Annotated in this window: 21 protein-coding genes; 15 read left to right on the forward strand and 6 right to left on the reverse strand. The window is 71.4% G+C overall.

The annotated features are described in order from the left end of the window. Positions 1 to 960 (forward strand): transaldolase, encoded by a 960-nt coding sequence (locus MKP15_RS14600; RefSeq protein WP_240213208.1) that lies wholly within the window; start codon positions 1 to 3, stop codon positions 958 to 960. Between the two features lie 313 nt (positions 961 to 1,273). Here the strand turns inward: MKP15_RS14600 and MKP15_RS14605 are convergent, their stop codons facing one another. The 4 genes from MKP15_RS14605 to MKP15_RS14620 are packed head-to-tail and all read right to left on the reverse strand — an operon-like array spanning position 1,274 to position 3,430. Beyond that, positions 1,274 to 1,786, reverse strand: a complete 513-nt coding sequence (locus MKP15_RS14605) for an NAD(P)H-dependent oxidoreductase (RefSeq protein WP_240213209.1) — start codon at positions 1,784 to 1,786, stop codon at positions 1,274 to 1,276. A 1-nt stretch (position 1,787) separates the two neighbouring features. Next, positions 1,788 to 2,459 (reverse strand): peptide-methionine (S)-S-oxide reductase MsrA, encoded by a 672-nt coding sequence (msrA, locus tag MKP15_RS14610; RefSeq protein WP_161613847.1) that lies wholly within the window; start codon positions 2,457 to 2,459, stop codon positions 1,788 to 1,790. A gap of 10 nt (positions 2,460 to 2,469) precedes the next feature. Next, positions 2,470 to 2,736 carry a DUF2007 domain-containing protein gene (locus tag MKP15_RS14615; protein WP_104939543.1) on the reverse strand — a complete coding sequence of 89 codons (267 nt, stop codon included), beginning with the start codon at positions 2,734 to 2,736 and terminating at the stop codon, positions 2,470 to 2,472. Positions 2,737 to 2,761: 25 nt separating this feature from the next. Beyond that, the gene (locus MKP15_RS14620) at positions 2,762 to 3,430 is read right to left on the reverse strand and encodes a glutathione S-transferase family protein (RefSeq protein ID WP_240213210.1); all 669 of its coding nucleotides are present in this window, start codon (positions 3,428 to 3,430) and stop codon (positions 2,762 to 2,764) included. Positions 3,431 to 3,529: 99 nt separating this feature from the next. Here MKP15_RS14620 and MKP15_RS14625 point away from each other — a divergent pair, with 99 nt between their 5' ends. From MKP15_RS14625 to MKP15_RS14655, 7 genes are all read left to right on the forward strand, one after another. Further along, positions 3,530 to 5,281, forward strand: coding sequence for a glutamine--tRNA ligase/YqeY domain fusion protein (locus MKP15_RS14625; protein ID WP_104939545.1), 1,752 nt, complete (start codon positions 3,530 to 3,532; stop codon positions 5,279 to 5,281). A gap of 130 nt (positions 5,282 to 5,411) precedes the next feature. Continuing rightward, on the forward strand, positions 5,412 to 5,972 hold the full coding sequence (locus tag MKP15_RS14630; protein WP_240213211.1) for a nucleoside deaminase: 561 nt from the start codon (positions 5,412 to 5,414) through the stop codon (positions 5,970 to 5,972). A 255-nt stretch (positions 5,973 to 6,227) separates the two neighbouring features. Beyond that, positions 6,228 to 7,277, forward strand: a complete 1,050-nt coding sequence (gene rlmM / locus MKP15_RS14635) for a 23S rRNA (cytidine(2498)-2'-O)-methyltransferase RlmM (RefSeq protein WP_240213212.1) — start codon at positions 6,228 to 6,230, stop codon at positions 7,275 to 7,277. A gap of 147 nt (positions 7,278 to 7,424) precedes the next feature. Continuing rightward, positions 7,425 to 8,336 (forward strand): SMP-30/gluconolactonase/LRE family protein, encoded by a 912-nt coding sequence (locus MKP15_RS14640; RefSeq protein WP_240213213.1) that lies wholly within the window; start codon positions 7,425 to 7,427, stop codon positions 8,334 to 8,336. A gap of 80 nt (positions 8,337 to 8,416) precedes the next feature. Then, complete coding sequence (locus tag MKP15_RS14645; RefSeq protein WP_240213214.1) at positions 8,417 to 9,139, forward strand: hypothetical protein; 723 nt, start codon at positions 8,417 to 8,419, stop codon at positions 9,137 to 9,139. 116 nt (positions 9,140 to 9,255) lie between these two features. Continuing rightward, positions 9,256 to 9,567 carry a hypothetical protein gene (locus tag MKP15_RS14650; protein WP_161613842.1) on the forward strand — a complete coding sequence of 104 codons (312 nt, stop codon included), beginning with the start codon at positions 9,256 to 9,258 and terminating at the stop codon, positions 9,565 to 9,567. 85 nt (positions 9,568 to 9,652) lie between these two features. Next, on the forward strand, positions 9,653 to 10,021 hold the full coding sequence (locus tag MKP15_RS14655; RefSeq protein ID WP_240213215.1) for an EF-hand domain-containing protein: 369 nt from the start codon (positions 9,653 to 9,655) through the stop codon (positions 10,019 to 10,021). Between the two features lie 109 nt (positions 10,022 to 10,130). Here MKP15_RS14655 and MKP15_RS14660 read toward each other — a convergent pair whose 3' ends face one another. After that, positions 10,131 to 11,309, reverse strand: a complete 1,179-nt coding sequence (locus tag MKP15_RS14660) for a UbiH/UbiF family hydroxylase (RefSeq protein ID WP_240213216.1) — start codon at positions 11,307 to 11,309, stop codon at positions 10,131 to 10,133. Further along, positions 11,306 to 12,517: a 2-octaprenyl-6-methoxyphenyl hydroxylase gene (ubiH, locus tag MKP15_RS14665; RefSeq protein ID WP_240213217.1), complete on the reverse strand. Its 1,212-nt coding sequence runs from the start codon at positions 12,515 to 12,517 to the stop codon at positions 11,306 to 11,308. The genes MKP15_RS14660 and ubiH overlap by 4 nt, the downstream gene beginning before the upstream one ends. Before the next feature lie 117 nt (positions 12,518 to 12,634). Between ubiH and MKP15_RS14670 the strand changes: the two genes are divergently transcribed. The 7 genes from MKP15_RS14670 to rsmA all read left to right on the forward strand — a co-directional run bounded on the left by MKP15_RS14670 (position 12,635) and on the right by rsmA (position 20,434). Next, positions 12,635 to 13,216, forward strand: a complete 582-nt coding sequence (locus tag MKP15_RS14670) for a hypothetical protein (RefSeq protein WP_240213218.1) — start codon at positions 12,635 to 12,637, stop codon at positions 13,214 to 13,216. A 13-nt stretch (positions 13,217 to 13,229) separates the two neighbouring features. Continuing rightward, positions 13,230 to 13,784 (forward strand): cob(I)yrinic acid a,c-diamide adenosyltransferase, encoded by a 555-nt coding sequence (locus MKP15_RS14675; RefSeq protein WP_240213219.1) that lies wholly within the window; start codon positions 13,230 to 13,232, stop codon positions 13,782 to 13,784. Positions 13,785 to 13,835: 51 nt separating this feature from the next. Continuing rightward, positions 13,836 to 14,753, forward strand: a complete 918-nt coding sequence (locus MKP15_RS14680) for a histone deacetylase family protein (RefSeq protein WP_161613837.1) — start codon at positions 13,836 to 13,838, stop codon at positions 14,751 to 14,753. A 99-nt stretch (positions 14,754 to 14,852) separates the two neighbouring features. Then, positions 14,853 to 17,285, forward strand: coding sequence for an LPS-assembly protein LptD (gene lptD, locus MKP15_RS14685; protein WP_240213220.1), 2,433 nt, complete (start codon positions 14,853 to 14,855; stop codon positions 17,283 to 17,285). Further along, positions 17,282 to 18,640 carry a peptidylprolyl isomerase gene (locus tag MKP15_RS14690; RefSeq protein WP_240213221.1) on the forward strand — a complete coding sequence of 453 codons (1,359 nt, stop codon included), beginning with the start codon at positions 17,282 to 17,284 and terminating at the stop codon, positions 18,638 to 18,640. The genes lptD and MKP15_RS14690 overlap by 4 nt, the downstream gene beginning before the upstream one ends. A 4-nt stretch (positions 18,641 to 18,644) precedes the next feature. Then, complete coding sequence (pdxA, locus tag MKP15_RS14695) at positions 18,645 to 19,625, forward strand: 4-hydroxythreonine-4-phosphate dehydrogenase PdxA (protein WP_240213222.1); 981 nt, start codon at positions 18,645 to 18,647, stop codon at positions 19,623 to 19,625. After that, a complete protein-coding gene (gene rsmA / locus MKP15_RS14700) occupies positions 19,622 to 20,434 on the forward strand; it encodes a 16S rRNA (adenine(1518)-N(6)/adenine(1519)-N(6))-dimethyltransferase RsmA (protein WP_240213223.1) in 813 nt (270 codons plus the stop codon). The genes pdxA and rsmA overlap by 4 nt, the downstream gene beginning before the upstream one ends. The last annotated feature ends 22 nt before the right edge of the window (positions 20,435 to 20,456 follow it).

Raw genomic sequence — 20,456 nt, forward strand, 5'->3', positions numbered from 1 at the left:
ATGACCCGATCCAAGCTCGCCCAGCTGCGTGAACTGTCCGTCGTGGTCGCCGATACCGGCGACTACGACGCCATCAAGCGCCTGCGCCCGGTCGACTGCACCACCAACCCGACGCTGGTGCGCAAGGCGCTGGACCTGCCGGTGTACGCCGGGCTGATCGAACGCGAACTAGAATGGGGCCGCGCCCAGCCCGGCGACCGCGCCGAGGTCGCCAGGGCCGTGGTCGACCGCCTGACCATCGGCGTGGGCACGATGCTGGCCGCGCTGGTGCCGGGCCGCGTTTCCACCGAGGTCGATGCCGACCAGGCCCACGACACCGACGCGACCATCGCCAAGGCGCGCCAGTTCATCGCCATGTACGCAGCGGCCGGCGTGCCGCGCGACAAGGTGCTGATCAAGATCGCCGCCACCTGGGCCGGGGTGGAAGCCACCCGCGTGCTGCAGACCGAGGGCATCGACTGCAACCTGACGCTGATCTTCAACCCGACCCAGGCGCTGGCCTGTTCGGAAGCCGGCGCGTTCCTGATCTCGCCGTTCGTGGGCCGCATCCTGGACTGGTACGTGGCCCATGGCCAGGCGCCGGCCAGCATCGACGAGGACCCGGGCGTGCGGTTCGTGCGCGGGGTGTACGCCGAGTTCAAGCGCCGCGGTTCGCCGACGGTGGTGATGGGCGCCTCGTTCCGCTCGACCGCGCAGATCGAGGCGCTGGCCGGCTGCGACCGCCTGACCATCTCGCCGGACCTGCTGGAAAAGCTCGACGCCGACCTGGGCGAGCTGCCGCGCAAGCTGGTGCCGGGCGCCGCCGAAGCGGTGGACGTCGCGCCGATCGACCAGGCGAAGTTCGACGCGGACATGGCCGCCGACCCGATGGCCACCGAGAAGCTGGCCACCGGCATCGACGCCTTCGCCAAGGACCTGCAGGCGCTGCGCCAGCGCATTGCCGACGAACTGGCCCGCTGAACGTCCGCGGGAGCGCACCCGGGTGCGCTTCTGCGGGCAACCGGGCAACGCTCCGGGTGTGTCAATGCACATGCGGGGCAGGCCCCGCATCTACGGTACCGGGTGGCTGCAGAGGATCCCGGGCACCCGCCCTGCCGGCGGCGCATCGCCGCCGCGCTGAACCGCCGCCCCTCGCAGACGCGCGCCTTCGTGGGCGCTGGGGCTTTGCCGGCAAGGCCGGCCGCGCCCCCGGGTGCGTGCCTGCAGACGCCCGGGCCATGCCCGAAGAATGCCCGGCCGCGAAGGTGCATGCGGGCAAGCCCCGCATCCAGGCTCAGAAGATTCCCAGTTCCAGCCCCGCCGCGAGCAGCGCGCCGAGTTCGCGGCCGCGCGCCAGGTCGGCCTGCGGCAGCACCTTGGGCGCGGCGATCGCCTCCGGCGTCTGCGCATGGGTGCGCACCAGCAGCGGTTCGGCCACTTCGCGCAGGCGCAGGCCGGTGGCGATGCGCCGCAGCTGGGCGATGGTCGGCTGCCCGTCCGAACCGGCACAGACCACCAGCGCGTACGGCTTGCCGTCGCAGCGGCCCAGCAGCGGGTAGTAACTGCGGTCGAAGAAATCCTTCATCGCGCCACTGATCGAGGCCAGTGTTTCCGGGGTGGCGAACACCACCGCATCGGCGCCCAGCACGTCGTCGGCCGCGGCGTCGGCCGCGCGCAGCAGGCGCACGTCCAGCGCGTCGCGGCCCCCCTCGCGCGCCGCCTCGGCGACCGCGCCGGCCATGGCCCGGGTGGCGCCGGTGAAGCCGTGCCACACCACCAGCAACCGGCGTGGCGCGGCCTCCGCCACCTCAGGCGTCCAGCCCGATCGGGCAACTCACGCCGGTGCCGCCGATTCCGCAGTAGCCGTTCGGATTCTTGGCCAGGTACTGCTGGTGGTAGTCCTCGGCGTAGTAGAACGGCGGCGCCGGGTACACGATCTCGGTGGTGATGTCGGCGTAGCCGGCGGCGCCCAGGCGCTGCTGGTAGGCATCGCGGCTGGCGATGGCGGCATCGAACTGCGCCTGCGTGTGGCAGTACAGCGCCGAGCGGTACTGGGTGCCGGTGTCGTTGCCCTGGCGCATGCCCTGGGTGGGGTCGTGGTTTTCCCAGAAGGTGCGCAGCACGGTGTCCAGCGCGACCCGCGCCGGGTCGAACACCACCCGCACCACCTCGGTGTGGCCGGTCAGCCCGGAACAGACTTCCTCGTAGGTGGGGTTGGGGGTGGTGCCGCCCTGGTAGCCGACCGCGGTGGTCACCACGCCCGGCAGCTGCCAGAACTTGCGTTCGGCGCCCCAGAAGCAGCCCAGGCCCACGTCCAGCACGGCCAGCCCGGCGAAATCGCCGCGCAGCGGCTGGCCGTTGACGTAGTGCACGTTGTGCAGCGGCAGCGGCGCCTCGCGCCCCGGCAACGCTTCTTCCGGTCGCGGCAGGCGCTGCTTGAACGCGCCGATGCCCAACCGCCCGTGTCCGATACCCAGCATGGTCCGCTCCTCAGGCCGGCAGGATTCCCGGCGCTTGCTCATCGTCACAGATGGGGCCGGCCGCGGCGTCGTCCAAGCCCAGCGCGGCGACGATGTCGTCGGCCTCGGGTTTGGCCGCGTCCGGCACGCAGACCCGCAGCAGCCCGAACAGCGGCAGCTCGCCGCCGGCGCCCAGCAGCGATTCACCGAACACGAAGGCCGGGATGCCCGCGTCCTCCAGCGCGTGCTTGACCAGATGGGCGTCGAACAGGTTGTTTGTCTGGTAGACCAGTTGCATGGGGTTGTCTCCGGGAAGGGCGGGCTCAGCCCGGGCGGCACAGGGCGTCGATGGCGGCCACGCGCGCGCTTTCCTGTTCGGCCGCCTGGCGCCACTGCTGCAGTGCCGGCAGCGCGGACAGCGCCTGCAGGTAGGCCGCGGCGGTGTCGTCCAGCGCCACGCCATAGCCGTCGAAGCGGATCGCCACCGGCGCGAACATGGCATCGACGATGCCGAAGCCGCCGAACAGGAAATCGCCGCCGGCACCGTGTTCGCGGCGCAGCGTACGCCACAGCGCCTGCACCCGGTCGATGTCGCGCTGGGCGGCGGCGTCCCAGCGGTAGCCGTCGGGCCGGCGCCGGCTGTTCATCGGCAACTGGGTGCGCAGCGCGGCGAAACCCGAGTGCATTTCGGCCGCGGCGGCACGGGCCAGCGCGCGCCGCTGCAGTTCGGCGGGCCAGCCGCAGCCACCCAGCCAGCGCTCGTTGGCGTACTCGCAGATCGCCAGCGAATCCCAGAGCACCAGCTCGCCATCGCGCAGCGCCGGCACCTTGCCGGTGGGCGAGTGGTGCAGGGCCTGGGCGGCGAACTCCGGCGTGTCCAGCGCCAGCACCACCTCGTCGAATTCGACGCCGAACTGGCGCAGCAGCAGCCAGGGGCGCAGCGACCAGGAGGAGTAGTTGCGGTTGCCGATCACCAGGACGGGGCGGGGCATGGGCGCTACCTGCGGGCGGGACGCCCAGCATAGCGCCGGTCCGGCAGCCGGCGCCCGGCTCGGCTAAACTTGCGTTCTATTTCAATACCCTGCGCCCCCATGTCCGAGAACACGCCTGCCGCTGCTGCCACGCCGGAGACGGCTCCCGCCGAGAAGCGGGACTTCATCCGCCAGATCGTCCGCGAGGACCTGGCCAGCGGCAAGCACACCGCGATCAAGACCCGCTTCCCGCCCGAGCCCAACGGCTACCTGCACATCGGCCATGCCAAGTCGATCTGCCTGAACTTCGGCATCGCCGGCGAGTTCGGCGGGGTGTGCAACCTGCGCTTCGACGACACCAACCCGGCGCGCGAAGATCCCGAGTACGTGGCCGCGATCCAGGACGACGTGCGCTGGCTGGGCTTCGAGTGGAACGAGCTGCGCCACGCCTCGGATTACTTCGAGGCCTACTACCTGGGCGCGCAGAAGCTGATCCGCGACGGCAAGGCCTATGTCTGCGACCTGTCGGCCGAGGAAGTGCGCGCCTACCGCGGCACCCTGACCGAGCCGGGCCGCCCCTCGCCCTACCGCGAGCGCAGCGTCGAGGAGAACCTGGACCTGTTCGCGCGCATGCGCGCCGGCGAGTTCGCCGACGGCACCCGCACCCTGCGCGCCAAGATCGACATGGCCAGCGGCAACATCAACCTGCGCGACCCGGCGATCTACCGGATCAAGCACGTCGAGCACCAGAACACCGGCAACGCTTGGCCGATCTACCCGATGTACGACTACGCGCACGCGCTGGGCGACGCGCTGGAAGGCATCACCCATTCGCTGTGCACGCTGGAGTTCGAGGACCACCGCCCGCTGTACGACTGGTGCGTGGACAACGTCGATTTCGCCCACGACCCGGCACTGACCCAGCCGCTGGTGGACAAGGGCCTGCCGCGCGAAGCGGCCAAGCCGCGCCAGATCGAGTTCTCGCGGCTGAACATCAACTACACGGTGATGAGCAAGCGCAAGCTGATGGCGCTGGTCACCGAGCAACTGGTGGATGGCTGGGACGACCCGCGCATGCCGACCCTGCAGGGCCTGCGCCGGCGCGGTTACACGCCGGCGGCGATGCGCCTGTTCGCCGAGCGCGTGGGCATTTCCAAGCAGAACTCGCTGATCGATTTCAGCGTGCTGGAAGGCGCGCTGCGCGAGGACCTGGACAGCGCCGCGCCGCGCCGCATGGCGGTGATCGAGCCGCTGAAGCTGGTGCTCGGCAACCTGCCCGAAGGCCACGAGGAAATGCTGACCTTCAGCAACCACCCTAAGGACGCAGCGTTCGGCGAGCGCCAGGTGCCGTTCTCGCGCGAGCTGTGGATCGAGCGCGAGGACTTCGCCGAAGTCCCGCCCAAGGGCTGGAAGCGGCTGGTGCCGGGCGGCGAAGTGCGCCTGCGCGGCGCCGGCATCGCCCGCGTCGACGAGGTGGTGAAGAACGACGCGGGCGAGATCGTCGAGCTGCGCGGCTGGCTGGACCCGGAATCGCGCCCGGGCATGGAAGGCGCCAACCGCAAGGTCAAGGGCACCATCCACTGGGTCAGCGCGCGGCACGCGGTGGAAGCGGAAATCCGGCTGTACGACCGCCTGTTCTCGGTGCCGGACCCGGACAACGAAGCCGACGGCAAGAGCTACCGCGACTACCTGAACCCGGAATCGCGCCGGGTGGTTACCGGCTACGTCGAGCCGGCCGCGGCCAGCGCGGTGCCGGAGCAGTCGTTCCAGTTCGAGCGTACCGGCTACTTCGTCGCCGACCGCCGCGACCACACGGCGGACAAGCCCGTGTTCAACCGCAGCGTGACCCTGCGCGACACCTGGGCCGGCTGATGGGCACGAGTGAGTGAAGAGGAGTGAGGAGTGGGAAGAAGCGGATCCTGCCGCGTTTTCAGCTCCTCATCCTCGCCTTGCTCCCCCGCCTTCTCTCTCTCCTCACTCCTCTTCATTTACTCCTCGCCCAATGCTCTACGCCCAAGTCCACCTGACCCTCCCGGCCTGGATCCACGAAGTCGTCGACACCAGCCGCGTGTATCCGGGCGACGACGCCAAGGTCGCGCTGGCGGTCGAGCTGTCGCGGCTGAACGTGGATGCGGAAACCGGTGGCCCGTTCGGCGCGGTGGTGTTCGGCCCGGACGACCGCGTCATCGCCGCGGCGGTGAACCGCGTGGTACCGCACTGCACCTCGCTGGCGCACGCCGAGAACATGGCCTACATGCTGGCGCAGCAGCGGCTGCAGAGCCCGCGGCTGAACGACGTGCTGTCGCCGGTGACCCTGGCCACGTCCTCGCAGCCGTGCTGCCAGTGCTACGGCGCGACCATCTGGGCCGGCATCGACCGCCTGCTGATCGGCGCCAGCGCCGCCGACGTCGAGGAACTGACCGCATTCGACGAGGGCCCGCTGCCGGCCGACTGGGTCGGCGAACTGAACCGGCGCGGGATCGAGGTGGTGCAGGGCCTGCACCGCGATGCGGCGCGCGCGGTGCTGCGCCACTACGGCCACAGCGACGGCGCGCGCTATTGAGGCGCACGGCCGCGCCCACCGTCCGCGGTGGGTGGGCAGCCCCCTTCCGTTCGGCGGCCGATGACCGCGCCTGCACGCTGACGGCGCAGCGCGGTCGCGACACGCGGGCACAGGCGATACCCGCTTGATGCCGGCGGCGCTTGCGCCCGGTTCCGCGGACCACGCAGCGCGCCCGGCCGCCCCGGCATCCGCTCATGTGCGAGCCTATGGCGCGCTCTTCCCCACCCTGCTCCGCCCCACCTCCAAGGAATCCCGATGACCGGCCTGCTGTGCTACTGCCGCCAAGGCTTCGAGCCGGAACTGGCCGCCGAACTGACCGAACGCGCGGCCCACGCCAGCATCGCCGGCTATGCGCGCACGCGGCGCAACGACGGCTACGTGGTCTTTGCCAGCGATGACGCCGACGCGCTCGACCGCGCGCTGCCGTGGCGCGGGCTGATCTTCGCGCGGCAGAAGCTGCGCCTACTGGCCGAACTGCCGCAGCTGGACCCGGCCGACCGCATCAGCCCGATCATCGCCGCACTGCAGGGCCAGCCGCGCTTCGGCGAGCTGTGGGTGGAACACCCCGACTCGGACGCCGGCAAGCCGCTGGCCGGGCTGGCGCGCAGTTTCGGCAATGCGCTGCGCCCGGCGTTGCGCAAGGCCGGGCTGCTCACCGACAAGGACAACACCCGGCTGCCGCGGCTGCACGTGGTGTTCGTCGATGGCACCCATGCCTTCATCGGCGTCGCCGACACCCGCGACAGCGCGCCGTGGGCGCTGGGCATCCCGCGGCTGAAGCTGCTGCCCGAAGCGCCCTCGCGCTCGGCGCTGAAGCTGGACGAGGCGCTGCTGACCCTGCTCACGCCCGAGGAACGCGAAGCGCTGGTCAAGCCGGGCATGCGCGCGGCCGACCTGGGCGCCGCGCCCGGTGGCTGGACCTGGGTGCTGACCCGCCAGCACCTGCACGTCACCAGCATCGACAACGGCCCGCTGCGCCAGCACGTGCTCGATACCGGCCTGGCCGACCACCTGCGCGCCGACGGCTTCCACTGGCAGCCGGAAACGCCGCTGGACTGGATGGTCTGCGACATGGTCGAGCAGCCGCGACGGGTGGCCGAGCGCATGGCCACCTGGCTGCGCGAAGGCTGGTGCCGGCACGCGATTTTCAACCTGAAACTGCCGATGAAGAAGCGCTGGGACGAGACCCGCCTTTGCCTGGACCTGTTCGCCGCGCAGGCCGGGCGGCCGCTGACGGTGCGTGCCAAGCAGCTGTACCACGACCGCGAGGAGATCACCGTGCTGGCGATCCCGGCGCGCGGCTGATCGCAGGTGCGGGGCTCGCCCCGCACGGCGCATTGCCGGGAAGGGCGCGTGCGGGGCAAGCCCCGCACCTGCGGCGGTACGTCGTTGCTTTCGCAACCAGCGGCCATTCCCATGGCGCGGCTCTGGCACACTGCGAGCCTTCCCCGCATGGAGAGCGCCGCCATCGTCCGCCACGTCCTGTTGCGCCCTGTCGTCGCGCTGTGCCTGGCGGTGTGCGGCAACGTCGCCGCCGCGCCCGATTTCGTCGCCCGCGACCATGTCGGCGACGGTGTGTTCAGCGCCGGCATCGAAGGCCCGGCCAGCGGCCCGGACGGCGCGCTGTACGTGGTCAATTTCGGCCGCGACGGCACCATCGGCCGGGTCGATGCGGACGGCAGCGCCGAACTGTTCCTCACCCTGCCCGACGGCAGCGTCGGCAACGGCATCCGCTTCGCCGCCGACGGCACGATGTGGGTGGCCGACTACACCGGCCACGCCGTGCTGCGCGTCGATCCAGGCACCCGCGCGGTGTCGGTGTTCGCGCGCCTGCACGGCGCGCACCAGCCCAACGACATCGCGCTGGCGCCGGACGGCACGCTGTATGCGAGCGACCCGGACTGGGCCAACCCGGACAACGGCCAGCTGTGGCGCATCGACCGCGACGGCCGCGCACAGCGGCTCGAATCCGGCATGGGCACCACCAACGGCATCGAGGTCAGCCCCGACGGCCGCCGCCTGTACGTCAACGAAAGCGTGCAGCGCAATGTCTGGGTGTACGACCGCGATGCCGCCGGCGCGCTGTCGAACAAGCGCCTGCTGCTGCGCTTCGACGACCACGGCCTGGACGGCATGCGCTGCGACGCCGACGGCAACCTGTACATCGCCCGCTACGGCGCCGGGGTCATCGCCATCGTATCGCCCGACGGCCAGCTGCTGCGCGAGGTGCCGCTCAAGGGCCGCAAGCCGACCAACCTGGCCTTCGGCGGCAGCGACGGCCGGCAGGTGTACGTGACCCTGCAGGACCGCGGCGGCATCGAGACCTTCCGCGCCGACCGCCCGGGGCGTGAATACGGGCGCTGAGCCGGAAACGGCGACCGCCGCGCGGCGTCTCATTCCACGCAACCGCGATCGGGCATGCTGTCACCCCTGGGAGGACACGCATGCATGCCATCGAACTGAAGGACTCGGCCGGCTTCGGCAATGAATTCCTGCGCCTGACCCTGCTGCAGGGGTTCCAGTCGCTGACCAAGCGCGACCTGGAGCTGTTGATCTTCGTGCTGCTCGAACGCGACGGCGCGATCGACCGCGGTGATTCCAACGCCAGCGTGGCGCTGCAGCTGCGGGTGACGCCGGCCAAGGTCAAGGGCCTGCGCCGCGACGGCTACGCGCGCTGGCGCGCGCTGGTGCCCGAGGACGCCGACGCCGCGCTGCAGCGCATCGCCGCGACCGTGCTGACCGAGGCCAACCTGCGCGCCGGGGCCAAGCACGTGAGCGAGCGCAGCCGCAAGGACGGCTTCCTGGCGGTGCGCATCGAGCACCCCGACGACGCCCAGCGCTTCGAACAGGCCATCCTCGAGGTCGGCGCGCTGCCGGTCTACGAGCGCAACCGCGAGGTGGTGGCGGTGCGCTTCGACACGCTGCTGAAGATCGCCGAGCGCTGGGGCTACCTGCAGCCCGACCCACAGGCGACGGTGGCGGCGCTGAAGAAGCTGGCCCCCACCTCGGAGGAAGTGGCCGACCTGCTGAAGAAGGACGTGGCGCAGCTGCGCTGGGACGACGTGCGGCGGGCGCTGAACAGCCTGGGCGCCAAGGCGGTCAGCTCCACCGTCGAAGGCGGCTTGAAGGGCCTGCTGAAGCTGGCGTTCCCGTTCATTCCCAGCTGAGGCGGCCGGCGCTGAACCGGCGGCAACATTCAGCCGGCCTGCATGGGTTCTTGCGGCCGGTTTAACGGGGGCGGGCCAAGCATCGGGGGCGTGTTTTCCCTCACAGGAGTGCGCTCATGAACATTTTCCGCCCGCTGCTTCCCGCGCTGCTGCTGTGCGCGGCCAGCGCGCCGGCACTGGCCCAGGAAACCGGCAGGACCACCTTCACCGACAAGGGCACGCCGGTCACGGTGACCTCGGAGGAACCGGATTCGGTCCGCGGCGACTACCATATCGACTTCGCCACGCTGGACCGCGACCACGACGGCTACATCAGCCGCCAGGAAGCCCAGGCCAACCCCACGCTCGCGCGCGAGTTCGATGCGCTCGACAGCCACCGCAGCGGCCGCCTGAGCAGGGCGCAGCTGGAGGGGTGGATGAAGAAGTGAGGCCGCGCGGGCCACAGGCGAATCCCGTCGTCCGTATGCGAGGTCTGCCGTGCTCCGTCCCTGCCTGCCCCCCGTTGTCCTGCTGTTGGCCGCAATCGCCGCCGCGCCCGCGTCGGCACAGACCGCGCCACGCGACGGTGCCGTCACCGCGCCATTGCCGGTGGCCCCGGCGCCGGTGCGCGCGCAGCCACTGGCCAGCGGCGCGGTCACCCACGAGGTGCGGCTGCCGGGCGAACCCGGCCAGGCCACGGTCATCGTGCGTTCGATCCAGCCGGACAGCGTAGCCGGCAACTACCGCATCGATTTCGACGCGCTGGACGTGGACGGCGATGGCTTCATCAGCCGCGAGGAGGCGCAGGCCAACCCGGCACTGGCCGACGAGTTCACGGCGCTGGACAGCGCCCGGCGCGGGAAACTGGCGCGCGAACAGCTGGCCGGCTGGCTGCTGGATTGACACGCAACCCGTAGGTGCGGGGCTTGCCCCGCACGGGGCTTTCCGGGGACGACCCCATCGCCCACTGCAGTGCGTTCCTGCAAGTGCGCTCCTGCAGGCAAGCGCGCCGTCACAGCCCCGAGGCGCGCTTCCAGAACAGCGACAGCAGCGGCGGCATGCGCCCGGCCAGGCCGAGCAGCGCGCCGCGCGCCAGGGTTAGGTGCATCTCGTCGTTGGAGAACACCCGGTTGATCGCGTCGAAGCCATGCGCGGCGACAGTGTTGTCGCTGCGCCGGATCCGCGCCCAGCGCCGCAGCCGGTGCGGCGCGGTCCAGTCGGCGCGGCGCTGGTGCGCGTCGTGCACCAGGGCGCGCAGCGCGGCCACGTCGCGCAGGCCGAGGTTGACGCCCTGCCCGGCCAGCGGGTGCACCACATGCGCGGCGTCGCCCAGCACCAGCACGCGGCCGGCGACATAGTCGCTGGCCAGCTGCCGGCGCAGCGGGAAGGCCGCGCGCGGCGAGACCGGGCGCATCGGCCCCAGGCGGCCGGCGAAGGCGTTGGTCAGTTCGCGGCCGAAGGCGTCGTCGTCCAGCGCCAGCACCCGCTCGGCCTCGGCATCGGGCAGGGTCCAGACGATGGAACTGCGGTGCGTGTCCACCGGCAGCACCGCCAGCGGACCGGTATCGAGGAAGCGCTGCCAGGCGGTGGCTTCGTTGCCGCGCGCGCTGTCCACGTAGCCGACCACGCCGCGCTGGCCGTAGTCGTGGCGCGATACCTCCAGCCCGGCCAGCGCGCGCAGGGTGGATTCGCCGCCATCGGCGGCGATGGCCACCGCCGCATCGACCCGGCGGCCGTCGTCCAGGCGCAGGCGCACGCCACGTTCGTCCTGTTCCATCGCCTCGACCCGCGCCGGGCAATGCAGCTGCACGCCGGCACCGGGCAGTGCCGCCCACAGCCGGTCCACCAGCAGCCCATTCTCGACGATCCAGCCCAGCTCGCGGCGGCCCAGGGTGTCGGCATCGAAGGCCAGTTCACCGCCACCGGCCGCGTCCCACACCCGCATGCGCAGGTAGGGATGCGCCCGCGCCTGCGCCACCTGCGGCCATACCCCGAGCGATTCCAGCAGTGCCGCGTTGTCGTGGGCGAAGGCGAACACGCGCAGGTCCGGCCGCTGCGCCGACCACGGCGCCGGCGCACGCCCTTCCACCAGCGCCACCTGCAGGCCTTCGCGCGCCAGCGCCAGCGCGCAGGTGCTGCCGACCACGCCCGCACCGACCACCACCGCATCCAATCCACCACGCCGGCTCATTGCACCTGGCTCCTGCACAGTGCGGGCACCTGCCCGCGGAAGCCCATCGCGCCACCGACCAGGAACGACTGCAGCGGCGCGGCCTGCGCGGCGGCCACCAGCCCCAGGCTGCGCAGCGGCCGCAGCAGCGGCGCCGGGTTGCCGGTCAGCCGCGCCAGCCCGTCGGAAAAGGCCAGGGTCTGCTCGCGGTCGGGCGCGCGGCGCTGCACGTAGGCCCGCAGCAGGGCGTCGGCGCCCGGGTCGCACGCGGCATCGCCGATCAGCTCGGCCAGGGTCAGCGCGTCGCGCAGGCCCAGGTTGAAGCCCTGCGCACCCAGCGGATGGATGGTCTGCGCGGCGTTGCCCAGCAGCAGCGCGCGTTCGCCGACCAGTTGCCGGGCCAGCACCTGGACCAGCGGGTAGGCGCTGCGCGGGCCGCTTTCCAGCAGCCGCCCGGCGCGCCAGCCCAGTACCGCCTGCACGCGCGCCAGCCAGGCGGCATCGTCCAGCGCCATCACCGCTTCGGCCTCCGCGCGGGCCACCCCATGGACCAGGCCGTAATGGCGGTCGCCACGCGGCAGCAGCGCGGTCGGGCCGGTGTCGGTGAAGCGCTCCCAGGCGGTGCCGTCCGGTGCCCGGGCGGCGCGCACCCGCGCCACCAGCAGGGTCTGCAGGTAATCGTGTTCGCTGGCGTCGATGCCCAGCGCCTGGCGCACCGCGCTGCGGGTGCCGTCGGCGCCGACCACCAGCCGCGCGCGCAGGCTGCGCTCGCCCGCGGCGTCGGCGATGCGCACCTGGCGGCGGCCATCGACGCAGTCGCCCAGGCCGACGAACGTGGCCGGGCGGTAGCGGACCAGCCGCTGCAGGTCGCCCAGGCGCGCCTCCAGCGCGTGGCCGAAATCGCGCGCCACCACCACCTGGCCGAAGGCGTCGCGGCCGTAGTCGCCGGCATCCAGCAGCACGCGGCCGAAATCGCCGGCGCGGCTGACGTGGATGCGGCGGATCGGGCCGGGCGGGCCCTGCAGGCGCTGCATCACCCCCAGCGCGGTGAGCGCGTTGACCGTGGCCGCGGCGAAGCTGAGGTTGCGCTGGTCGAACACCGCCGGCAGCGCCCCGGCCGGGGTCGCTTCCACCAGCGCCACGTCCAGCCCCAGCCGGTCCAGGGCGATGGCCAGGCTGGCACCGACCAGTCCGCCACCGACGATCACCACATCATGAAGGTCGCTCATGCCGCCATGATAATGGCTCGGCCAGCGCGAACGCCGCCGCGTTGCCGCGCCGCACCCGCGGCCGTGGCGCGACTGCGGCTAGAATGGCGGCCTGATTCCGCCAGATCCCTCATCACCATGACCGCCAACGTCCAACGCACCTTCGTCCTGACCCTGCTTGTGCTGCTGATGGTCGGCACCCGCATCAACCATTTCGCGCCGGTCCCGGACGCGTCCTGGGCGGTGTTCTTCATCGGCGGCTTCTACCTGCGCGGCTGGACCCGCTGGGCGTTCCCGCTGCTGATGGCGCTGGCGGTGGCGATCGACTGGGCGGTGATCAGCGGCCAGGGCATGGATTTCTGGGCGCACTACTGCGTGTCGGCCGGCTACTGGGCGCTGGTCCCGGCCTATTTCGCGATGTGGGCCGGCGGCATGCTGCTGCGCCACGCCTACACCGGCGCCAGCTGGCGTGCGCTGGGCCTGTTCGCCGCCAGCCTGGTCGGCGCAGTGGTGGTGTGCCACCTGTTCGCGCAGGGCGGCTTCTACTGGACCAGCGAAGTCGTCGCCGAGCCGACCGTGGCCGGCTGGTTCAAGAACTACACCGACTGGCTGCTGCCGTACATGCGTACCGCGGCCCTGTACACCGGCATGGCCGCGCTGGCCCAGGTTGCCGCCGAGGCGTTCGCGCGCCAGGCGGCCGCCGATCGCGTCGCGCACTGAGCGGCCGCGCACCATGGGCAACCGGCTCTCCAAAATCTATACCCGCACCGGCGACGACGGCACGACCGGGCTGGGCGACGGCAGCCGCACCGGCAAGGACTCGCTGCGGGTCAATGCCTACGGCACCGTGGACGAGGCCAACTCGGCCATCGGCGTGCTGCTGGCGGTCACGCTGCCGGACGACGTGCGCGCGCTGTTAACCACCATCCAGCACCAGCTGTTCGACCTCGGCGGTGAACTGTGCATTCCCGGCCATGCCGCCATCCAGGGCGCCGACATCGACGCGCTGGAACGGCACCTGGACCGCTACAACGACGACCTGCCGCCGCTGAAGGATTTCATCCTGCCGGCCGGCGGCGAGGCGGCCGCGCGCTGCCACCTGGCCCGCACCATCGTGCGCCGCGCCGAGCGCGAGGCGGTGGCCCTGGGCCGGGTCGAGGCGGTGCGTGGCGAGGCGGTGCGTTACCTGAACCGCTTGTCCGACCTGCTGTTCGTGCTGGCGCGGGTGCTGGCACGGGCCGACGGCCACGGCGAAGTGCTGTGGAACCACGAGCGCCGGCGCGCCTGATTCCCCCCGGAGGCCGCGCACGCCCAGGCGCGGCCGGTTACAGTGCCGGGCATGCTCGTATTCACCCACACGGCCTGCCTGGGCCATGACCCCGGCCCCGACCATCCCGAATCGCCGGAACGGCTGCGCGCGGTGCTCGACGCGCTGCGCCGGGCGTTCCCGGAGCAGCTGGACTGGCGCCAGGCGCCGCCGGCCAAGCTCGGCGAACTGGCGCGGGTCCACACCCGCGAGCTGATCGACGACATGCTGCAGGCGCAGACCGCGCCGCTGCGGCGGATCGACCTGGACACCTTCACCTCGCCGGGCTCGGCCAGCGCCGCGCTGCATGCCGCCGGCGCCGGCGTGGCCGCGGTCGACGCGGTGATGCGCGGGCCCGGGCGGCGCGCGTTCTGCGCGGTGCGCCCGCCCGGGCACCACGCCACCGCCGACACCGCGATGGGCTTCTGCCTGTTCAACAACATCGCCGTGGCCGCGGCCTACGCCCGCGACGTGCACGGGCTGGAACGGGTCGCCATCGTCGATTTCGACGTCCACCACGGCAACGGCACCCAGGCCATCTTCGAGACCGACCCGCGGGTGGCCTACTACAGCAGCCACGAGTCCGGCCTGTTCCCGTACTCCGGCAACATGCGCGAGCGCGGCGTGGGCAATGTCTGCAACATCCTGCTGCCGCCGGGCAGCGGCGGGTTCCGTTTCCGCAATACCTGGGCCGACGAACTGCTGCCGCTGGTGGATGCCTTCCGCCCGCAGCTGCTGTTCGTGTCGGCCGGTTTCGACGCCCACCTGCACGACCCGCAGGCCGACCTGATGGTCGAGACCGAGGACTTCGGCTGGCTGACCGCCGAGCTGGCGGCGCTGGCCGACCGCCATGCCGACGGCCGCCTGGTCTCCATGCTCGAGGGCGGCTACGACCTGCAGGCCCTGGCCGAATGCAGCGTGGCCCATGTCGGCGCCCTGCTCCCCCGGTGACGGACGCATGAACCCCGTCCGGCGGCCAGGGCCGGTCTTCATTGCCCCCATGCAGGCGATGCGGCAAGCTAGCGGCCGTTTTCACTGAATCCGATCCGCGTGCGCCCAGCCCTCCGCCTGCTTCCCCTGCCCCTGAGCGTCGCCTTCGCACTGTCGGCGATGGCCAGCGAGAAGCCGGTGAACTGGAACCTGTGCCCGGCCACCGACGTGCTGCCGGCGTTCGACGAGGCGCCCAAGGCCGACCCGGCCGCGGCCGCCACCCGCGACCAGCTGCCCACCGACATCGAGGGCGACCAGCTCTCCGGCACCAGCGTCATCCCCCAGTACCAGGGCAACGTCGCGCTCAAGCGCGGCGACCAGTTCATGGGCACCGACAACCTGCGCTTCGACACCGAGACCGGCAACTACATCGCCGACGGCAACGTGCGCTATTCGGACTCGTCGATCCGCCTGACCGCCAAGCGCGCCGAGGGCAACCAGGAAACCGACAGCCACAAGATCAGCGACATCAGGTACCAGCTGGTCTCACGCCGCGGCAACGGCAGCGCCGACTCCATCGACCTGCAGGGCTCGGTGGGGCAGATGCACCGCTCCACCTACACCACCTGCGATCCGTCGCAGCCGGTGTGGAAACTGGCCGCGCCGCAGATCGAGGTGGACAACGACGAAGGCTTCGGCACCGCCCGCAACGCGGTGCTGCGCGTCGGCAAGGTGCCGGTGATGTACATGCCGTGGTTCAAGTTCCCGATCGACGACCGGCGCCTGACCGGGCTGCTCTATCCCAAGCTGAGCCTGTCCGGGCGCAACGGCTTCGACTACGCGCAGCCGATCTATTTCAACCTGGCGCCGAACTACGACGACACCCTGACCCCCCGCTGGATGAGCCGGCGCGGGCTGATGCTGGACAACGAGTTCCGCTACCTCTACGGCGGTGGCCGCGGCCAGCTGGACACCGAATGGATGCCGCATGATTCGCTGCGCGACCGGGAGCGCGGCAAGATCGCCTACAACGGCTACCACAACGTGGACCGGCACTGGCAGGCGCGCGCCAACCTGGCCTGGGTCAGCGACGAGCGCTACATGGAGGATTTCGCCAACCGCCTGCTCGGGGTGACCGCCTCCAACCTGCAGAGCACCGCCGGCCTGTACGGCACCGGGCGCACCTGGACCGCCGGGCTGATGGCCGACCACTGGCAGCTGACCGACTACACCCTGACCGAGGCCGCCCTGCCCTACAGCCGCCAGCCGCGCCTGTTCGGCACCTGGGACGACAGCTTCGGCCGCTGGCTGGAAACCGGCGTCTACGCCGAGGCGGTGCGTTTCACCCACGACGACATCCGCGGCAAGGCCATCGTCGACGGCGAGTACGTGCGCGACGGCAGCCTGACCCGGGTGGACGGCGGCTCGCGCCTGGACATCAAGCCCTACGTGTCGATGCCGCTGGCCGGTGCGGCGTGGTACATCACCCCGACCCTGGCCTGGCGCTACACCGCCTACGACCTGGACCGCGGCCTGGCCGACAGCATCCGCCGCAACCAGCTGGTGGCCGACGGCATCGACCCGGCCACCGCCACGCCGGAGCAGCTGCGCGGCAATACCACCCCGCACCGCAGCCTGCCCATCGCCAGCCTGGACATGGGCCTGTTCTTCGACCGCGAGACCGAGATCGGCGGCAAGTCCTACCTGCATACGCTGGAGCCGCGGCTGTTCTACCTGAACACCCCGTACCGCGACCAGCGCGACCTGCCGCTGTTCGACACCCGCGCCTTCACCTTCAGCTGGGGCCAGCTGTTCCGCGATTCGCGCTTTACCGGCGCCGACCGCCAGAACGACGCCAACCAGCTGACCACGGCCCTGACCACGCGCCTGATCCGCCAGGCCGACGGCCGCGAGAAGCTGTCGGCCAGCATCGGCCAGATCTCCTACTTCGATGACTCCAGGACCACCCTCGGCAGCGGCGATGCCATCGTCCAGCAGGGCAATTCGGCCTGGGTCGCCGACGTCAACTGGGCGATCAACGACCGCTGGACCCTGGGCAGCACCTACCAGTGGAACCCGAAGTACCGCAAGGAAGACCTGGCCAGCGTCCGCGCCCGCTACCTGATGCCCGGCGACGGCGTGGTCAACCTGACCTACCGCTACCGCCGCAACCCCAGCACCAACGTCGACCAGCTCAAGCAGGCCGACCTGTCGTTCCTGTACCCGATCAACCCGCGCTGGAGCATCGTCGGCCGCTATTACTACTCGATGCTCGACAACAAGCCGCTGGAAATCATCGGTGGCGTGCAGTGGGACAGCTGCTGCCTGGCGGTGCGCGCGCTGGCCCGCCGCTACGTGCGCAACCGCGAGGGCGACATGAACAATTCCCTGCAGGTCGAGTTCGTGCTCAAGGGCCTGAGCTCGGTCGGGCAGGACACGGACCGCACCTTGCGCCGTGCTATTCTCGGCTATAACCGAGACGACCTGTACCTCGTTCCGCCCAGCAACATCGAGGCGAACGACGACGACTACGATCCGAACCTGATTCCATGACCAAGACCCTATCCGCAGTCCTCGCCACCCTGCTGGCGCTTGCCGGCGTGTCCGCACCGGCCGCCGCGCAGCAGACGCAGCCGCTGGACCGCATCGCCGCCGTCGTCGACGAGGACGTGATCCTGCAGAGCGAACTGCAGCGTGCGATCAACAACATCAAGGCGCAGTACGCCGGCCGCGAGCACCAGCTGCCGCCGCAGGGCGTGCTTGAACGCCAGGTGCTCGAGCGCCTGGTGCTGGTCAAGCTGCAGGTGGCCCGCGCCGAGAGCAGCGGCATCCGGGTCAGCGGCGAGGAACTGAACCAGGCCATCGCCAGCATCGCCCAGCAGAACGGCACCAACGTGGACGGCCTGCGCCAGCGCCTGGCCCAGGACGGCATCGGCTTCGACGACTTCCGCAGTTCGGTACGCGAGGAAATCATCACCCAGCGCCTGCGCCAGAGCTTCGCACAGAGCCGCATCAGCGTCAGCGAGGGCGAGGTGGACGCGGCCCTGGCGCAGCAGAACGCCGGCGGCATGCAGTACCACCTGGCGCACATCCTGGTGGCGCTGCCCGACGGCGCCAGCGCCGAGCAGATCGCCACCGGCCAGAGCAAGATCGACGGCATCAAGAACCTGATCGGCAAGGGCGAACTGGACTTCGCCGCCGCCGCGGTGCGCTATTCCGACAGCCCCAACGCGCTGGAAGGCGGCGACCTGGGCTGGCGCAGCCTGGACGAGATCCCCAACGCGTTCTCCGCGCAGATCAAGGCGATGAAGGCCGGCGACGTGATCGGCCCGATCCGCGGCCCCAGCGGCTTCCAGCTGCTGAAGCTGGTGGAAGTGCGCGACAGCGACAACGCCGCCGGCACCCATACCGTCACCGAGTACCACGCCCGCCACATCCTGGTGCGCGTGACCGACCAGGTGGACGACGCCGCGGCCAAGGCGAAGATCGAGACCCTGCGCGCGCGCATCGCCGGCGGCGCCGACTTCCAGGCCGTGGCCAAGGAATCGTCCGACGACGCCAACAGCCGCGGCCAGGGCGGCGACCTGGGCTGGTTCCCGGCCGATGCGTTCGGCCCGGACTTCGGCCGCCAGGTCGAGAGCGTGCAGGACGGTGGCGTCACCGCGCCGTTCCGCACCGATGCCGGCTGGCACATCGTGCAGCGCGTGGCCACCCGCCAGACCGACGTGACCGACGACAACAAGCGCGCGCAGATCCGCGACCAGATCGGCCGCCGCAAGCTGGACGACGAGTACAACCGTTTCCTGCAGGAGCTGCGTGGCGACGCCTACGTCAGCTTCCGCACCGGCGACCGCGCCGAGGGCACCGCCGGGCCGGACGCCGGCGCGTCCGAACCGGCCAAGCCCTGATCCCATGGTTCCCCAGCTCGCTCTGGTCCCGGGCGAGCCTTCCGGGGTCGGCCCGGAACTCTGCGTCCGCCTGGCGCAGCAGCCGCGCGTTGATTGCCGGCTGCTGGCATTTGCCGACCCGGACACGCTGCGCGGCGCCGCCGCCGCGCTCGACCTGCCGCTGAACCTGCTGCCCGAGGACGCCACCGCTACGGCGCCGGGCGACCTGCGCCTGCGCGCGGTGCGCAACGCCGCGCCGTCGCGCTTCGGCCAGCCCGACCCGGCCAACGCCCGTGCGGTGATCGACGCCCTGCTGGGCGCCGGCCAGGCCTGCCTGGCGGGCGAACTCGACGGCGTGGTCACCGGCCCGGTGCACAAGGCGGCGATCAACGACGGCGGCATCGCCTACAGTGGCACCACCGAACTGCTGGCCCACCAGGCCGGGGTGGAGGTGGTGATGATGCTGGCCAACGCGCACATGCGCGTGGCCCTGGCCACCACCCACCTGCCGCTGCGCGAGGTAGCCGATGCCATCACCGCCGAGCGCCTGCGCGCGGTGATCGCCACCACCCACGCCGCGCTGCGCCGCGACTTCGGCCTGGCGCGGCCGCGCATCGCCGTGCTCGGGCTGAATCCGCACGCCGGCGAGGATGGCCACCTTGGCCGCGAGGAACTGGACGTGGTCATCCCGCTGCTGCAACGGCTGCGCGGCGACGGCCTGGACCTGGCCGGGCCGCTGCCCGCCGACACCGCGTTCCTGCCGGCCAGGCTGCGCGGCTTCGACGCGGTGCTGGCGATGTACCACGACCAGGGCCTGCCGGTGCTCAAGTACAGCGGCTTCGAGCAGGCGGTGAACATCACCCTGGGGCTGCCCTACCCGCGCGTGGCCGTCGACCATGGCACCGCGCTCGACCTGGCGGGCAAGGGCACGGCCGATCCCTCCAGCCTGCAGGCCGCCACCGCGCTGTGCGCGCGGCTGGCCGCACACCGTAAAATCACCCGATGAATTCCTCCCACGCCCCGCGCGCCGGCGCCGGTTTCACCGCGCCGGCGAAGAAGCAGCTCGGCCAGCACTTCCTGGCCGACGCGCATTACGTCGAGAAGATCGTGCTGGCGGTCAACCCGCGGCCCGGCGACCGGCTGGTCGAGATCGGCCCCGGCCAGGGCGCCATCACCTTCCCGCTGCTGCGCCGGCATCCGCAGCTGACGGTGATCGAGTTCGACCGCGACCTGATCGCGCCGCTCACCGCCGCGGCCGCGCCGCTGGGCGAGCTGACCATCGTCCACCGCGACGTGCTGCAGGTCGATTTCACCGAGCTGGCCGGCGGCGCGCCGATCCGGCTGGTCGGCAACCTGCCCTACAACATCTCCTCGCCGATCCTGTTCCATGCCCTGGAACACGCCGCGGCGATCAGCGACATGACCTTCATGCTGCAGAAGGAAGTGGTGGACCGCATGGCCGCCGCGCCGGGCAGCAAGGTCTATGGCCGCCTGAGCGTGATGCTGCAGGCCTGGTGCCAGGTGACCTCGCTGTTCGTGGTGCCGCCGGGCGCGTTCCGGCCGCCGCCGAAGGTGGACTCGGCGGTGGTGCGGCTGGTGCCGCGCGATCCGGCCACGGTCGGCATCACCGATCCGGCGCACTTCGCGCGGCTGGTCAAGGCCGCCTTCGGCCAGCGCCGCAAGACCCTGCGCAACGCGCTGCACGGCCTCGTCGACGAGGCCGGTTTCGCTGCCGCCGGGGTGCGCAGCGACGCGCGCGCCGAGCAGCTGGACGTGGCCGAGTTCATCGCCCTGGCCAACGCCACCGCTGCCTGACGTCCGCTTACACCGCTTTTGC

The sequence above is a fragment of the Stenotrophomonas sp. Y6 genome, from assembly GCF_022436665.1.
Lineage (GTDB): Bacteria > Pseudomonadota > Gammaproteobacteria > Xanthomonadales > Xanthomonadaceae > Stenotrophomonas > Stenotrophomonas acidaminiphila_A.

Excerpts from the sequence above, each read along its gene's own strand:
- MKP15_RS14600 (WP_240213208.1), top strand. The coding sequence starts at position 1 with ATGACCCGATCCAAGCTCGCCCAGCTGCGTGAACTGTCCGTCGTGGTC.
- msrA (WP_161613847.1), bottom strand. The coding sequence starts at position 2,459 with ATGCTGGGTATCGGACACGGGCGGTTGGGCATCGGCGCGTTCAAGCAG.
- MKP15_RS14615 (WP_104939543.1), bottom strand. The coding sequence starts at position 2,736 with ATGCAACTGGTCTACCAGACAAACAACCTGTTCGACGCCCATCTGGTC.
- MKP15_RS14620 (WP_240213210.1), bottom strand. The coding sequence starts at position 3,430 with ATGCCCCGCCCCGTCCTGGTGATCGGCAACCGCAACTACTCCTCCTGG.
- MKP15_RS14625 (WP_104939545.1), top strand. The coding sequence starts at position 3,530 with ATGTCCGAGAACACGCCTGCCGCTGCTGCCACGCCGGAGACGGCTCCC.
- MKP15_RS14630 (WP_240213211.1), top strand. The coding sequence starts at position 5,412 with ATGCTCTACGCCCAAGTCCACCTGACCCTCCCGGCCTGGATCCACGAA.
- rlmM (WP_240213212.1), top strand. The coding sequence starts at position 6,228 with ATGACCGGCCTGCTGTGCTACTGCCGCCAAGGCTTCGAGCCGGAACTG.
- MKP15_RS14640 (WP_240213213.1), top strand. The coding sequence starts at position 7,425 with ATGGAGAGCGCCGCCATCGTCCGCCACGTCCTGTTGCGCCCTGTCGTC.
- MKP15_RS14645 (WP_240213214.1), top strand. The coding sequence starts at position 8,417 with ATGCATGCCATCGAACTGAAGGACTCGGCCGGCTTCGGCAATGAATTC.
- MKP15_RS14650 (WP_161613842.1), top strand. The coding sequence starts at position 9,256 with ATGAACATTTTCCGCCCGCTGCTTCCCGCGCTGCTGCTGTGCGCGGCC.
- MKP15_RS14660 (WP_240213216.1), bottom strand. The coding sequence starts at position 11,309 with ATGAGCCGGCGTGGTGGATTGGATGCGGTGGTGGTCGGTGCGGGCGTG.
- ubiH (WP_240213217.1), bottom strand. The coding sequence starts at position 12,517 with ATGAGCGACCTTCATGATGTGGTGATCGTCGGTGGCGGACTGGTCGGT.
- MKP15_RS14670 (WP_240213218.1), top strand. The coding sequence starts at position 12,635 with ATGACCGCCAACGTCCAACGCACCTTCGTCCTGACCCTGCTTGTGCTG.
- MKP15_RS14675 (WP_240213219.1), top strand. The coding sequence starts at position 13,230 with ATGGGCAACCGGCTCTCCAAAATCTATACCCGCACCGGCGACGACGGC.
- MKP15_RS14680 (WP_161613837.1), top strand. The coding sequence starts at position 13,836 with ATGCTCGTATTCACCCACACGGCCTGCCTGGGCCATGACCCCGGCCCC.
- MKP15_RS14690 (WP_240213221.1), top strand. The coding sequence starts at position 17,282 with ATGACCAAGACCCTATCCGCAGTCCTCGCCACCCTGCTGGCGCTTGCC.
- pdxA (WP_240213222.1), top strand. The coding sequence starts at position 18,645 with ATGGTTCCCCAGCTCGCTCTGGTCCCGGGCGAGCCTTCCGGGGTCGGC.
- rsmA (WP_240213223.1), top strand. The coding sequence starts at position 19,622 with ATGAATTCCTCCCACGCCCCGCGCGCCGGCGCCGGTTTCACCGCGCCG.